Origin of the sequence: Rhodoferax sp. (assembly GCF_023700745.1) — a bacterium.
In the GTDB taxonomy this organism is placed as follows: Bacteria; Pseudomonadota; Gammaproteobacteria; order Burkholderiales; family Burkholderiaceae_C; genus Rhodoferax.
Map to the genome: position 1 here is coordinate 84,328 of NZ_JAMPYG010000012.1, position 14,611 is coordinate 98,938.

12 protein-coding genes are annotated in these 14,611 nt (G+C 56.8%); 10 read left to right on the forward strand and 2 right to left on the reverse strand.

From position 1 onward, the window contains the following. Window positions 1-186: 186 nt before the first annotated feature. The 4 genes from glnA (at window position 187) to ntrC (ending at window position 4,938) form a co-directional block, all read left to right on the forward strand. Entirely contained in the window at window positions 187-1,602 is a 1,416-nt protein-coding gene (gene glnA / locus NDJ10_RS10800; protein ID WP_296162042.1) for a type I glutamate--ammonia ligase, read from the forward strand. Between the two features lie 156 nt (window positions 1,603-1,758). After that, on the forward strand, window positions 1,759-2,253 hold the full coding sequence (locus NDJ10_RS10805) for a hypothetical protein (protein ID WP_296162044.1): 495 nt from the start codon (window positions 1,759-1,761) through the stop codon (window positions 2,251-2,253). Window positions 2,254-2,313: 60 nt separating this feature from the next. Continuing rightward, on the forward strand, window positions 2,314-3,366 hold the full coding sequence (gene glnL, locus NDJ10_RS10810) for a nitrogen regulation protein NR(II) (RefSeq protein ID WP_296162073.1): 1,053 nt from the start codon (window positions 2,314-2,316) through the stop codon (window positions 3,364-3,366). Between the two features lie 78 nt (window positions 3,367-3,444). After that, entirely contained in the window at window positions 3,445-4,938 is a 1,494-nt protein-coding gene (gene ntrC, locus NDJ10_RS10815) for a nitrogen regulation protein NR(I) (RefSeq protein ID WP_296162046.1), read from the forward strand. Window positions 4,939-5,035: 97 nt separating this feature from the next. On the opposite strand, the gene xth is transcribed toward ntrC, so the two are convergent. After that, on the reverse strand, window positions 5,036-5,803 hold the full coding sequence (xth, locus tag NDJ10_RS10820; protein WP_296162048.1) for an exodeoxyribonuclease III: 768 nt from the start codon (window positions 5,801-5,803) through the stop codon (window positions 5,036-5,038). Window positions 5,804-5,913: 110 nt separating this feature from the next. After that, on the reverse strand, window positions 5,914-6,072 hold the full coding sequence (locus NDJ10_RS10825) for a hypothetical protein (protein ID WP_296162050.1): 159 nt from the start codon (window positions 6,070-6,072) through the stop codon (window positions 5,914-5,916). 543 nt (window positions 6,073-6,615) lie between these two features. Here NDJ10_RS10825 and NDJ10_RS10830 point away from each other — a divergent pair. The 6 genes from NDJ10_RS10830 to NDJ10_RS10855 all read left to right on the forward strand — a co-directional run bounded on the left by NDJ10_RS10830 (window position 6,616) and on the right by NDJ10_RS10855 (window position 14,221). Beyond that, the gene (locus tag NDJ10_RS10830) at window positions 6,616-7,380 is read left to right on the forward strand and encodes a hypothetical protein (protein WP_296162053.1); all 765 of its coding nucleotides are present in this window, start codon (window positions 6,616-6,618) and stop codon (window positions 7,378-7,380) included. Next, window positions 7,374-8,147, forward strand: coding sequence for a hypothetical protein (locus NDJ10_RS10835; RefSeq protein ID WP_296162056.1), 774 nt, complete (start codon window positions 7,374-7,376; stop codon window positions 8,145-8,147). Before NDJ10_RS10830 ends, NDJ10_RS10835 begins: the two co-directional genes overlap by 7 nt. A 102-nt stretch (window positions 8,148-8,249) precedes the next feature. Further along, complete coding sequence (locus NDJ10_RS10840) at window positions 8,250-8,468, forward strand: hypothetical protein (RefSeq protein ID WP_296162059.1); 219 nt, start codon at window positions 8,250-8,252, stop codon at window positions 8,466-8,468. Window positions 8,469-8,515: 47 nt separating this feature from the next. Then, window positions 8,516-9,286 (forward strand): Hachiman antiphage defense system protein HamA, encoded by a 771-nt coding sequence (locus NDJ10_RS10845; protein WP_296162061.1) that lies wholly within the window; start codon window positions 8,516-8,518, stop codon window positions 9,284-9,286. Next, complete coding sequence (locus NDJ10_RS10850; RefSeq protein WP_296162063.1) at window positions 9,276-12,785, forward strand: DEAD/DEAH box helicase; 3,510 nt, start codon at window positions 9,276-9,278, stop codon at window positions 12,783-12,785. The genes NDJ10_RS10845 and NDJ10_RS10850 overlap by 11 nt, the downstream gene beginning before the upstream one ends. After that, window positions 12,773-14,221, forward strand: a complete 1,449-nt coding sequence (locus NDJ10_RS10855) for a hypothetical protein (protein ID WP_296162065.1) — start codon at window positions 12,773-12,775, stop codon at window positions 14,219-14,221. Before NDJ10_RS10850 ends, NDJ10_RS10855 begins: the two co-directional genes overlap by 13 nt. The last annotated feature ends 390 nt before the right edge of the window (window positions 14,222-14,611 follow it).

Sequence of the window (14,611 nt, forward strand, 5' to 3'; positions counted from 1 at the left end):
CGATCTGTGTTATACCAATGAAGGGTTTTAATTCATGTGCTCTGGCCACTGACCTATTTGAAAGTGTTGAAACTCAAGGCAAAATATGCCCCATGACGGATCTCGCCAGAACCCGATGAATCTGGCACAAAACCTGCATTCCCAATCCCATACCCCCTTTCAACAACTATTCCTTTGGAGTAACTAATGGCCAAGACCGTCGCAGACGTGATGAAGATGGTGAAAGACAACGAAGTCAAATTTGTTGACTTTCGCTTCACCGATACCCGTGGCAAAGAACAGCACGTCACCGTGCCTGTGTCCCACTTTGACGAAGACAAATTCACTTCCGGTCATGCGTTTGACGGCTCGTCCGTAGCAGGCTGGAAAGGCATTGAAGCCTCGGACATGCAACTCATGCCCGACCCCAACACCGCCAACATCGATCCTTTCTTTGAAGAAACCACCATCTTCATGAGCTGTGACGTGATCGAACCCAGCGACGGCAAGGCCTATGAACGTGACCCACGCTCGGTAGCCCATCGTGCTGAAGCCTACCTCAAGGCCTCAGGCATGGGCGATACTGCCTACTTTGGTCCGGAGCCGGAATTTTTCCTGTTTGACGACGTGCGTTGGAACACCGATGCATCAGGTGCGTTCTTCAAGATCGATGACTACGAAGCGCCCTGGAACTCGGGCAAGAAAATGGAAGGCGGCAACCGTGGCCACCGTCCCACCACCAAAGGGGGTTATTTCCCTGTGCCTCCGGTGGACAGCACGCAGGACATGCGCGCTGAAATGTCGCTGATTCTGGAGTCCCTGGGCATCCCGGTCGAAGTGTTCCACCACGAGGTCGCAGCGCCTGGTCAATGTGAGCTTGGCACCAAGTTCAGCACCCTGGTTGAGCGCGCCGACTGGACCCAGGTCCTCAAGTACGTGGTACAAAACGTGGCCAATGCCTATGGCAAAACCGCCACCTTCATGCCCAAACCCATTGTTGGCGACAACGGTTCCGGCATGCACGTGCACCAGTCGATCTGGAAAGACGGCAAGAACCTGTTTGCCGGCGACGGTTATGCCGGCTTGAGCGACTTTGCCCTGTACTACATCGGCGGCATCATCAAGCACGCCCGTGCACTGAACGCCATCACCAACCCTGGCACCAACAGCTACAAGCGCCTGGTTCCCGGCTTCGAGGCGCCGGTCAAGCTGGCTTACTCGGCCAAGAACCGCTCGGCATCAATCCGTATTCCCTATGTTGCCAACCCCAAGGGTCGTCGTATCGAGGCACGTTTCCCCGATCCGCTGATGAATCCCTACCTGGGTTTCTCGGCCCTGATGATGGCCGGCCTGGACGGCGTGGAAAACAAGATCCATCCCGGCGAAGCCGCCACCAAGGACCTGTACCACCTGCCGCCCGAAGAGAATGCACTGATTCCTACCGTCTGCCACAGCCTGGACCAGGCACTGGACTGCCTGGATGCCGATCGTGCCTTCCTGACCAAGGGCGGTGTCTTTACCGACGGCCTGCTCGATGCCTACATTGAACTCAAGATGGGTGAAGTCACGCGCTTGCGCATGGCCACGCACCCGATCGAATTCGACATGTACTATTCGCTGTAAGCAACTGCTCCGGGTTGTGCTTGGCAACCCTGGGGTCAAAAAAGGGGACGGCTCAGGCCGTCCTTTTTTATTGTGGGAAACTCACAACCCACCCCCGTGTGCAGGGATGCCATGGGATAGACATGCCGATGCTGATAAGAGAGGGCTTGAATTTCTATGACAAAAATCACTTGGACCGGCTTGTTGCTGCTGGTGCTGTGTGCCAATGCACAGGCTCAGGAGCGTATTTACCGTTGCGGCAATGTGTACACCAACACCGTGACGGAGGCGCAGGCCAAGAATTGCAAGTTGGTGGAGGGCGCCAATGTGACGGTGGTGCAGGGCACGCGACCGACTCAGCCGAAAGCGCCAGTACAGGCCAGCGCTGCCAGTGCCGGCCCGCGTGTGGATACGCAGGAGCAAAAGTCGCGCGACTCCGATGCACGCCTGATTTTGCAGTCCGAGCTGAAAAAGGCCGAGGCGCGTCAAGCAGAGTTGCTCAAGGAATACAACAACGGCGAGCCAGACAGGCGTGGCGACGAGGCGCGCAATTACCAGCGCTATCTGGATCGTGTGGCTGAGCTCAAAGCCAGTCTGGCGCGCAACGAAAGTGACATGGCCGGGATTCGCCGTGAACTTGAGCGCCTGCCTGCCAGTCCGGCCGGACGTTAGTCGTCTTCGGGGCTGACCTTGAAACTGGCTTTTCCAAAATACCGCGTCCCGACGGGCAGCATGGTGACCCAGCGTTTTGGTGCCTTTGATTTATTGGCCACGCTGGTGGCCGTGGTGCAAAGTGACGGCACCGTCACGTTTGCCAACGCCGCCCTGGAAGATGCACTGGGCATTTCAAGGCGCACCATTGTGGGTTCGCATTTACCCGACTCGTTTACCGAACCTGCCCATTTGCAAACCGCTTTGCAGGGCGCGGGCAGCAACGAATTTGCGGCGCTGCGCTACGACGCCAAGCTGCTGCGTCTGGGTCGGGAACTGTTGCCGGTGCATGTCATCGTGACCCAAACCGAAAGCGCTGACATCATTGTTGAGCTGTTGCCACTGGAACAGCAGGCACGCCAGGACCGTGAAGAGCGGCTGGCCGAGCAGGCCCAGGCCAACAAGGAGCTGATTCGCAATCTGGCCCACGAAATCAAAAACCCGCTGGGCGGCATTCGGGGCGCTGCGCAGCTGCTGGAACTGGAAATGGCCCAGCCCGAACTCTCCGAATACACCCAGGTGATCATCCACGAAGCGGACCGTCTGCAGTCGCTGGTGGACCGTTTGCTGGCGCCGCATCGCCGGCCCCATGTGGTGGGGGACGTCAACATCCACGAAGTCTGTGAGCGGGTGCGTTCGCTGATTCTGGCGGAGTTTCCCAAAGGCCTGCAGGTGGTGCGTGACTACGACACCTCGATTCCCGAGTTCCGGGGCGACCGCGAACAGCTCATCCAGGCCCTCATCAACATTGCCCATAACGCGGCCCAGGCGCTGGCTGAGCGCATTGGTCAGGGCGATGCTCAAATTATTTTTCGTACCCGGGTGGCGCGGCAAAGTACTTTTGGCAAACAACGCTACCGGTTGGCATTGGAATTGCATGTGATTGACAACGGGCCTGGTGTGCCAGACTCGATCAAGGACCGTATTTTTTACCCCTTGGTGTCGGGGCGGGAGGGTGGCTCTGGGCTGGGGTTGACATTGGCGCAAACCTTTGTCCAGCAGCACCATGGTCTGATCGAGTGTGACAGTGTGCCGGGCGCGACGGATTTCAAGATTCTGATTCCTCTGCCCTGATCGCAAGGGGGTTGCAGTGCATCGCAAGGTGACTGCAAGTGATTGCGGTGAGGGTTCAACCTAAGGCAAGACAACGTAATGAAGCCCATTTGGATCGTAGATGATGACCAGTCCATTCGCTTCGTGCTGGAAAAAGCGCTGCTGCGTGAACAATTGCCCAGCCGCAGTTTTACCAATGCGCGTGATGTTTTAACGGCCCTCGACGAAGACAAAGGGCCGCAAGTGCTGGTCAGCGACATCCGCATGCCAGGCGGCTCGGGGCTGGATCTGCTCGACAAGGTCAAGGCCAAATACCCGGGCTTGCCGGTCATCATCATGACTGCCTACTCCGACCTGGACAGTGCCGTGTCCGCCTTTCAGGGCGGTGCCTTCGAGTACCTGCCCAAACCCTTCGATTTGTCCAAGGCGGTGGAACTGATCCGTCGCGCCGTCGAAGAAAGCCAGCGCGAGGAGGTGGTTGACGAAGGCATGGACGACACGCCCGAGATGTTGGGCCAGGCGCCCGCCATGCAGGATGTGTTTCGTGCCATTGGCCGCCTGAGCCAAAGCAACGTCACCGTCATGATCACCGGCGAGTCTGGCTCGGGCAAGGAACTGGTGGCGCGTGCGCTGCACAAGCATTCGCCGCGTGCCAACGGCCCGTTTGTCGCCATCAACACGGCCGCCATTCCCAAAGACTTGCTCGAATCCGAACTTTTTGGCCATGAACGTGGCGCCTTTACCGGTGCGCAAACCATGCGCCGCGGCCGTTTTGAGCAGGCCGATGGCGGCACGCTGTTTCTGGACGAGATTGGCGACATGCCGTTTGACCTGCAAACCAGGCTGTTGCGGGTCTTGTCTGACGGCCACTTTTACCGGGTGGGTGGCCACAGTGCGGTGAAAACCAATGTGCGTGTGATTGCTGCCACGCACCAGAATCTGGAGCAGCGGGTCAAGGAAGGCGTGTTTCGTGAGGACCTGTTTCACCGCCTGAACGTCATCCGCCTGCGCCTGCCTGCGCTGCGCGAGCGGCGTGAAGACATCCCCATGCTGACGCGCCACTTCTTGCAGCAAAGCGCGCGCCAGTTGGGGGTGGAGCCCAAGCGCATCTCCGATGCGGCGCTGGCGTGGCTTGGGCAGTTTGGGTTTCCGGGCAATGTGCGCCAGCTTGAAAACATGTGCCACTGGCTCACGGTCATGGCACCCGCGCAAGTGATTGAGCCTAAGGATTTACCGCCTGAAGTGGCAGTCACGGAAGCACCACCCGCCGTTGCGGTCTTGACCGGGTCCATGCCGGTGACTGAACCTTCTGCGCTGGGGCCGGTGCACGCTGAGATAGCCGTTTTGCAAAAACTGCCGGATGCGCCCGCTATGCCTGCGGCTGGCTGGGAGCAAGGTCTGGAATCCGAGGCCAGAGCCTTGCTTGCGACTGATCGCACCGACGTCTGGGACACCCTGACGGCCCGCTTCGAGTCGCGCCTGATTCAAGCGGCCCTGGCTGCCACCCGGGGCCGGCGTATCGATGCCGCGCAAAAGCTCGGCATTGGCCGCAACACCATCACCCGCAAAATCCAGGAACTTGGCCTGGAGTAGCGTCTAGAAGCCTGGGCGGCAAAGCGTTCTGCTGCGTGTCCCCCGCCCTGCGGGCTCCGCCTTTTACCTTCGCAGAACGCTCTGCCGCCCAGACTCCTCAGCTGAGTTCGACCACGACCGGGGCGTGGTCACTGGGCCGTTCGTTTTTGCGTGGCGTCTTGTCGATCCAGCAGGCAGACACCTGGGGCTTGAGTGCAGCACTCACCAGAATGTGGTCAATGCGCAGGCCACGGTTGCGCCGGAAGCCAAAATCCCGGTAATCCCACCAGGAGTAGCTCTTGGCGGGTTGCGGAAACAGGCGGTGCGCATCGTTCAGGCCCAGCGCGATCAGGGCATTGAGCTCGTAGCGTTCCTCGTCGGTGCAATGGATCTGGTCGCGCATGCCCTCGGGGTCCCAGACATCGGCATCGTCAAAAGTGATGTTGAAGTCGCCCATCAGCACCAGCTGCGGGTGAGCGACCAGTTCTGTGCGTAGCCAGTCGCGCAGGCCCTTGAGCCATGCCAGCTTGTACTCGAACTTGTCGCTGCCGGGCTCCTGGCCATTGGGAAAATAGGCCCCCACCACGCGGATGCCGGGGGCGAAACTGGCACTGATGACGCGCGCCATGTCGTCGGAAAAACCGGGAATGTTGCGCACCACCTCGGTGGCAGGCGACTTGCTGATCAGTGCCACCCCGTTGTAGGTTTTCTGGCCAAAACAGCTGGCGTGGTAGCCCGCCTCGGCAAAGGCCGCGTGCGGAAATTTGTCGTCGCTCATTTTGAGCTCCTGCAGCGCCAGTACATCAACCGGGTTGGCGTCAAGCCAGTCCAGTACCTGTGGCAGTCGCACGGTCAGTGAATTGATATTCCAGGTGGCAAGTTTCATGATTTGTTCTATGTTATTGATTTATAAGATAAATATTTAAATTTAAAGACTTAAATTTTATCCAGCTACCCATCTAGCTACCCACTTCAAGATGAGAGGAAAATTCACGTTCAGTAATCTCCAATCTTGGTATTCATATTATCCCGTGGCATCCCATCGAATGCGATCAGCAATGGCGCGCCGCCTGTTACTTGGCCTTCAATCTGCAACATTTGCTGAACAGTAGATTTGACCATTTCAGCGAATAGGGTGGTGACCATAGGGTTCATTGCACATCCAGCCGCTGGTGATTGGATGCCCTCTCAGCGTACTATGTAAGAAGCCATCGGTATGTTTGTTCCCAAAGTTCCGCATCACGGCAAATGGCTCTTAATGTGTGCTGCCGGTGACCGGGTGGTTGTTTTGACTGAAATACATATACATTTTTCGGACAAAATAACTTCGGCTTGCTTAGTTGCGTCTGACGATTTCGGGTGGCCCCCTTGGGGGAACGAATGAATCCACGTTAATTTAACTAAATTTCGCACGATAACATCGTATATGTTATCGTGTCATTTTATTGTTATTAACTTGAGCTATCAGTGCTAGTCCTCGCTACTGCCGTTCGACGTTACCTCTACGAGGTCTTGGGTGTTTCCACGCCAGATGTGAGGCCGTGGGCGCGTGTGAACGAACTGCCGTACTTTCTGCGGGACGCCTTCCAGTTCAGTGAGCTAGAACTGCTGGGGCATACCCTCGTGCTGGCGATGGGACGTGCTGAGCAGAAACAGTCTCTCGGCGAAGTTCGAACGTGGTTGGATAAGGTTGGGGCGATGGCTGGGCAGCCCGTGGTCTACGTCACAGATGCCTTGGCTTCCTACGAACGTCGGCGACTGATCGAGCAAAAGGTCCCGTTCATCGTTCCTGGCAACCAGCTCTATCTGCCGGACTTGGGCTTGGATCTGCGTGAATACTTTCGGCAGCGCTCCCCGGCTGCAGACGCCGCGTTAAGCCCTTCCGCGCAGGCCATGCTGATCAAGGCCTTGCTGAACCAGCCTTGGCAGGCCGAGTGGCAACCCTCCAAGGTGGCAGTCGCCTTGGGCTACACGCCCATGACGCTATCGCGCGTGGTCAGGGAACTGACTGCGGCCGGGCTTGTTTCCGCGTTTACCGTAGGTCGGGCACGCTGGCTGCGCATGGAGCAAACGTCGCAGCAGACCTGGGAACGAGCAAAGCCTTTGCTGCGAAGTCCGGTCAAGCGGATTGTCTGGGTGCTCCCCGAGGGTTTTGCAGCCAACCGGCCGGAACGGTTGGCGGGCTTGAGCGCACTGGCGCGCTATTCGATGCTGGCCGAGCCCAAGTGGCCGGTGTACGCCATGAGCTCCGCGGAGTGGAAGTCTGCGGCAGACGCTGGCGTTCGTGAGTTGCCCGAACCGGTCGCCGGTGCACAAGAATGGCAATTGTGGAGCTACAGCCCGGCGCTGCTGCCAGGCGCGGCCACAGTTGACCCGCTCTCGCTGACGCTCAGCCTGCAAGACAACGCGGACGATCGCATCCAGCTCGCGCTGGACGAACTGAAAGGGCAACTGCCATGGTGAGAGGGTTGGATATTTTTCAGAGTTGGTTTGCGGGTTACTCCAACCAGTACGTCTTGATCGGCGGCACGGCCGCCAGCCTGACCATGGAAGAGGCCGGGCTCGCGTTCCGCGCCACGAAGGACCTGGATATCGTCCTGCATGTCGAGGCGCTGACGCCGGCTTTTGTTCAGGCCTTCTGGAAGTTCGTTGAGACCGGTGGTTATGAGATTCGCCAGGCCAGTGACACTGGAAAACCAATCTTCTATCGTTTTCAGAAACCGGCCGACGAACGTTTCCCGGCGATGGTCGAGTTGTTCGCGCGAGCCCCCGACGGATTGCAGCCGGCCCAAGGTAGCCAACTTACACCGATACCGCTGGATGAAGCAGTCTCCAGTCTGTCCGCCATCCTGCTGGACGAGGCTTACTACGAGTTCATCATGGCGGGGCGCCGTGAAGTTGATGGACTCCCATGGGTGGGCGAAGACCGGCTGATCCCGTTGAAAGCGATCGCGTGGCTGGATTTGAACGCCCGCAAGGAGCAGGGTGCCAAGGTGGATGCAAAAGACGTGCGCAAACATCTCAACGATGTGCTGCGCTTGTCGCAACTGCTTGCACCAGCGACTCGCATTCCGCTGGTGCAAAAGATCGGCGAGGACATGATGCGGTTCCTCGTTGCGGTGGCGTCTGATACGTCTATCGATCCGAAAGCGCTGCAGCTTGGCAATGCGACGGTCGCCGATATAGTGGACCGCATCGCCCAAGCGTATGAACTCAATCTGTCGAGATAGAGGCGACCGTCGTAGATCAGGGAGGTGAAGATTGTTTGAGGAGACGTTGAGAGTTGCCGGCCAGTTCGACGGAATGAATGTCGCTGCTCCGTTGGTGGCGAAATGGACCAGGATGACTATATCGATCGGCAGTGCCCGATCGCCGATTGCGAGTTCTCTTTCAAGGTTCAAGTGGATGACTGGCTCGACAAGGTCAGCGATGAGGCTGTCCACTGTGCGTTTTTTGGGCACACGGCCGACAGTCAGCAGTGGTTCACGCACGAACAGGTTGAGTATGCAAAAAAAGAAGCCTTGGCCAAGGTCAAGGGCATATTCGTGTGATCCGGCTTGATACTATTTAAAACAAATTACAAATGATCGGGGGATGAATGGCGCAGTTTGCTAAATGGTGTACAGCAACCAAGGAGAGTGTCAACGGTCATGAAATGACAGTTCTCAATGCGGAGTCGAAGAAAATAAATGGTGCCGTCAAGGTGTTATCCAAGCTTATTCCTTCTCAATACGCGTCAAACGAACGTGTCTCCCATTTGATGAAAACGCTGGGAAAGACCGCGGTGGCCGAATTCATCGAAGAGAAACTTCCCACGACCAAATCCATTCGTTCCGGCGATCTTGGCGAGATCTTGGGCACTTCCTACCTGGGAGAGTTCACGGTTTTCAAACAAGGGGTTCACCGCTTGCGGTGGAAAGATCATCGGAACATGTCAATGCGAGGTGAGGATATCCTCGCGTTTGGCGTGGATGCTGTCACAGGAGACGTTTTGGTTCTCAAGGGTGAGGCGAAGAGTCGCATTTCGCTATCGGGCACGACTGTGACCGCTGCGCGAAAGGCGCTCGCTTCGAACCAGGGGCGTCCTTCGGCACACGCGATTTCGTTCCTGGCCGATAGATGCTTCGAGCAGGGACAAACGCATTTGGCTGACTTGCTCGATACGGCTCAACTCAAGACGCGGATCAAGGCCTCTCAAGTTACTCATTTGATGTTTACCTTCTCCGCCAACGATCCTGCCACACACTTGCGCCGTGACCTCCAGTCATACACAGGGAGCATTGAGCAGATATCGGTCGGTCTCCGCGTTGTGGAACATCAGAAGTTCATCAAATCGGTGTTTGATATGGTGAGTAGCAATGGCGTCTAGCATCAACGAGATTGAGGCCAATATTGCGCAGGCAATAACGCCGGGTTTCAGGGATAAGCTCTTGGCGCGCGGGCAGTCTAGATCAATGATTTGGCGCGATGGGGTTCTCCCTCCCGACGCGCCGAAGTTCTCGACATTCTTGAGCTATGACCTGCTTTCCTACGGCTATTCGCTGCTGTCTCACGGGCTGAGGCTCTTGGAATTGAACGGAAATTCGGAGCTCGCACGAAGTGCTTTTGAACATGCCGGTGAAGCCTTGGAGGCTGTCGTCGTGAGAAACAGGGAAGCTTCCGCGCGTGATTTCCATCGCGTCGTAGCTGCCGCGGCTTATCACTTGGGACGCTTCTCCGCGCGGGCGTATTCGCTGCTGCATGTAAGCATTGAGCAGGCAAACCTGAGCAAATGTGAACGATGCCTTGCCAAATTGATGCTGCGAGATCTCGATGGTCTCAATGAAGAGATCGCCATATGGAAGGCAAATGATACCGGGTCCGATGAGGCCTTGATTTCCGTTATTGGAGCCGCGCTCGGCAACGCTGCCGTTCCAGATGATTCTGATGAAGAGTCGCCCGACTCAGTGCTCATTGATGCGGTGGATCTGGCGCTAGCAGATGGCTTTCTAGGTGCACTCGCTACCGCGATGCTTGCGTTTGAACGCGGGGATGCTTCGCTGATCGAGATCGCTCTCTCAAAACTACGCATTGGACGGGAGGGGGCCGCAGAGTTCAAACTTCTTGCCTTGTGGTGGTGCCACAAATTGGCAATCCATCTGCTGCAGGGGCTCTGGGACATGAGTTTCCATCAACGACTACCGATGGACGCTGCACCGGGTGGTGCTATGCCAGCTTGGCGCCAACTCAGGCAGCTTTTCATTGCTTCTTTGTATCGACGCGGAAAGTCTGAAATCGAGCTGTGGCCGTCCCAACTCGAAGCCGCAAAACGAGTGCTCGACGAGGACGCCAACTTGGTGCTCTCGCTTCCTACCAGTGCTGGGAAAACGCGGATTGCCGAGCTTTGCATCCTTGCGTGCCTTGCGGCAGGAAAGCGTGTCGTGTTCGTCACCCCGCTTCGCGCACTGTCGGCGCAAACAGAGGTGGGGCTGCAGCGGACCTTTCGGCCGCTGGGGAAAACGGTCTCAAGTCTCTACGGCAGTATTGGAGCGAGTGGTGCCGACGTCGATGCGCTGCACGCAAGAGACATCATCGTGGCGACCCCTGAAAAACTGGACTTCGCCCTTCGCAGCGATCCGGCACTTTTGGACGATGTCGGACTGGTCGTGCTCGATGAAGGACATATGATTGGTCTTAATGAACGAGAAGTGCGCTATGAGGCACAAATACAGAGGCTTCTGACCCGTTCCGATGCGGCATGCCGTCGCATCGTCTGCCTTTCGGCAATTCTTCCCGAAGGCGATCAGCTTGACGACTTTGCGGCATGGCTGACGGGTGACAAGCCCGACGGCCTGATTCAGGACAAGTGGCGACCCACACGGCTTCGCTTCGGCGAAGTGACGTGGAATGGGGGGCATGCGAGTCTTACCGTTTCAGTGGGAGATGAAAAACCGTTTGTTCCGAAATTCTTCAGCGGCTTTGTGCCCCCAGTCGGCAGGCGCACAACGAGCTTTCCCAAGGACCAGCGCGAACTCTGTTTGGCAACGGCTTGGCGCCTCGTTGAAGACGGGCAGACGGTGCTGATCTTCTGTCCATTGCGCGCATCGGTGGAGCCGTTCGCCACAGCGATCGTCGACTTGCATAAACGGGGAGCGTTGGCCTCGGTTTTCGACCAGAAGGATGCGATTCTTGCATCGACCTTAGCCATTGGTGCTGAGTGGTTCGGCAAGGATCATGTACTGCTGAAGTGTCTGCAACTCGGCGTGGCGGTGCATCACGGCGCCTTGCCGTCACCGTATCGCAAAGAAGTCGAGCGACTGTTGCGGGACGGCGTTCTAAAGATCACGATTTCGTCACCGACCCTTGCCCAGGGTCTGAATCTCTCGGCGACAAGTCTCCTCTTTCACGGGCTGGTTCGCAATCGCGAAACCATTGACATTTCAGAATTCAGAAATGTGGTTGGCCGCGCAGGTCGGGCGTATATTGACGTCGAAGGCTTGGTCCTGTACCCGATGTTCGATGATGAGGGAAATCGCCGACGGCGGTGGCAGTCCATGATCGACGATCACAGTGGGCGAGAGATGGAAAGCGGATTGCTGCGTCTGATTCTCACCCTGCTGTTGCGTATGGCGGCTAAGCTCGGTACTAGCGATGTGGAGAAGTTGCTGACATATGTGGCAGGCAATGCCGCGTGGAAATTTCCCAAAGTGTCCGACGAGGCTGTCGAGGATGCTGCCAGCGAAGAGTCAAAATGGCGGTCGTACATGACCAGTCTTGACACTGCGATATTGAGCTTGCTTGGTGATCAGGTGGTACCGGACGACGAAATAGAAGCCCGTCTCGACGCAGCGCTTGCTTCGTCATTGTTCGAGCGACGGCTCAAACATCGCAAGGCGCATGTAGTAAAAGCGCTCACGGGAACCCTGGTAGCGCGGGCCAAGTTCGTGTGGAGCCACTCGACGGCCGCACAGCGACGGGGCTATTTTCTGGCTGGTGTGGGTTTGGAGACAGGACGACTTCTCGATGCTCGGGCGGTCGAACTGGAGGCGCTCCTTGCTCGCGCGAACGGAGCAATCCTGCTTGAAGACCAACAGGCTGCAACTACGGCGATCACAACGTTCGCTGAGATCGTCTTCTCCATTCCTCCTTTTGTGCCAGATGACCTGCCAGCCAATTGGAAGGATGTTTTATCGCTGTGGCTCAGTGGTGAACCGCTGGCAGCACTGACCACTATAAATACCGAAGAAGTGCTCGCCTTCGTTGAACAAGGGCTGATTTACAAGTTACCGTGGGGTATGGAGGCGGTGCGTGTGCGCGGACTTGCGCATGAGGATCCATTCGATGAGGAAATGGAACTTTCGGATCGTGAGTTGAGGCTCGCCGTCGCCGCAGTGGAAACGGGCACACTACTCAGGCCCGCGGCGTATCTCATGCAAGCTGGTTTCGCCTCCCGACTTGCTGCGATAAAAGCAGTCAAGGATGGCGCAGGCCAGTTCACTTCGGCTCGCGCATTGGTTCGGTGGCTTCGGAGCGAGGCTGTTGTAGCCCTTGTCACCAGAGCCTCTTGGCCGACTCCTGAAACACACTCACTATGGATGGAGTTTGTGCGCTCGTTTGATACGCAGGCCGCGCAGCCTTGGACACGCTCAATCGAATCTGCACAGGTCTCCTGGCTTGAAGGAAAAGCGCCACTGCCGGGGATGCCACTCCGTATTGATTCGACCAGCGGGCAGGGGGACTTCGTCATGAGTGCCGACTGCGAACGTCTTGGGGTCTTGAGCTTGCCGCTCAACCCGGATCGAACGGGGTTGTTGGTTGCTACCGCATCCGAAGTTCGAAAGACCATTGCGCTCGACTATGTTGGTCCTGACAGACTATGGGCGGAATGATGGGCGTGCCAGCACGGAAAGTTGCTCACGATACCTTGAGAGACCGCATTGCCGAAGGGATCGCCGCCAATGTGAAGGCCTACAACGTCCCGGCGGTTTGTGTGCGGGTGGGCATTCAAGAAGGTGTTGAGCCAGGTGATGCTGACGAAGCTTTTCGCAGTCGCAGGATATATGTCAAAAACCGCCTGGTGCAACTGGATCAGTCAGCTCTGTTGAAGATCGCAGCAGTCGTACTTCAGGAATTCGACATTCCCAATTTGGCTGAGGTCGTGAGCGAACTCACCGTGCATGCGGCGCATCGCATCACCGAAATTACACGCAGAGATGCTCTGAAGGTCTTGAATCGCCTCGACACGCTTTTCAACGACGTTGATCTTTTCGATGGACTCAACATCGTCTCATCAGAACATCTCTCATATGACGGTGTTGACAATCATCTCAACTTTCTTCCCTCCCTTGCCAAGGACATTGTCCAGCACTATGTACGCAATTCGGATTATTCGACCGAGGAGCTACTGATTCGATGTGGCGCGCTGACGTGCAGTCAGACCAATTTCCTTGCACTGCTGGAAAAGCTGCTTCATCCTGTAGTTCGGCGTGGTGATGAACAAGTCGATCTCGCAACCCAACTGAATACCGTATTCCGGCCCGATGGATTTTCGGCAGTGGTGGTCGACACGCAATCCACGCACCCGATCTACGCCATTCAGCGCATGGGGGTCGGTGTTGCCGGAACGGTGAAGAATTTGATCTTCGCGTCGGTCGGTCCGAAGCCAGAGTTAGTGCTGCGCGACGCGGTCAGCAACGATATTGAGATCACCAAGCACGCAGACATGTGCCTGGTGTTCGACCGTCCGTTGCCGACAAGCGGCTTGGCGTGGCTGGACATGGCCCAATGGTGGCAAGAGCGCCAGGGACTGGCTGAGCTGAAATCTGCACGCCAGTCTCTTGGAGAGCGTTTGAAGCGGTCGGTCGAGCTTTCGCATTCGCCGGGCGAGTACGCGATTTTTCGCACCTACCACGAAGTGTTTGGTCCGAAATTGGGAGATCGTCTGCCCGCTTTGATCCCGCAGGTCTATCTGCACTACGACCCCTTCACCCAAGCCGAGCGCTTTCAACTGGGCAAGGACAGCATTCTGGCGCGACAGCGCATGGATTTCCTGATGTTGCTGGATGGCCATGTTCGTATTGTGATCGAGGTCGATGGTCAACAGCACTACGCTGAGGGCGGCAGAGCCTCACCCGCTCAATACGCCAGGATGGTCGAGGAAGACAGGCGGCTGCGGCTGCAGGGTTACGAGCTGTACCGTTTTGGCGGCGCCGAGTTTCCTGATGCAGATTGGAACAATGATCGCTATGTTGTAGGGGGGCAGGCTAAAAAAGTGGTGATCGATTTCTTTGAACGTTTGTTCGACAAGCATAAGGTTGGACCATGACAACTTCCAGCGATGATGAAGCGCCGCCGTTGGATGACCTCTCGTTCCATTTCTAGATCATTCACGCAATAATTACCAAATCAATGTTGATGGAGTAATTCATGTCACATGCAGCAAGCGGAGACGATCAGGTATTGCCGAATGCCCGCGAGGCCATTGCCTCAGTGACACAGCGCTACGCCCCGTTGGGCGGTACGCGCCTTGATCGAAGTGTTTACTTCCGAAGTTCGGAAGATGCATCGTAAGCGTCCGGTGAACCCACCTTGAATTGAAGTCTGGTATCTCGCAAGATCGTGTGCACGTAACTCATCGTGCACACCATGCTCAAAGAACCAGACCTTGCCAGATATTCGACCCGGCGTACCCACCGCACCTACACGCGCCAGTTCA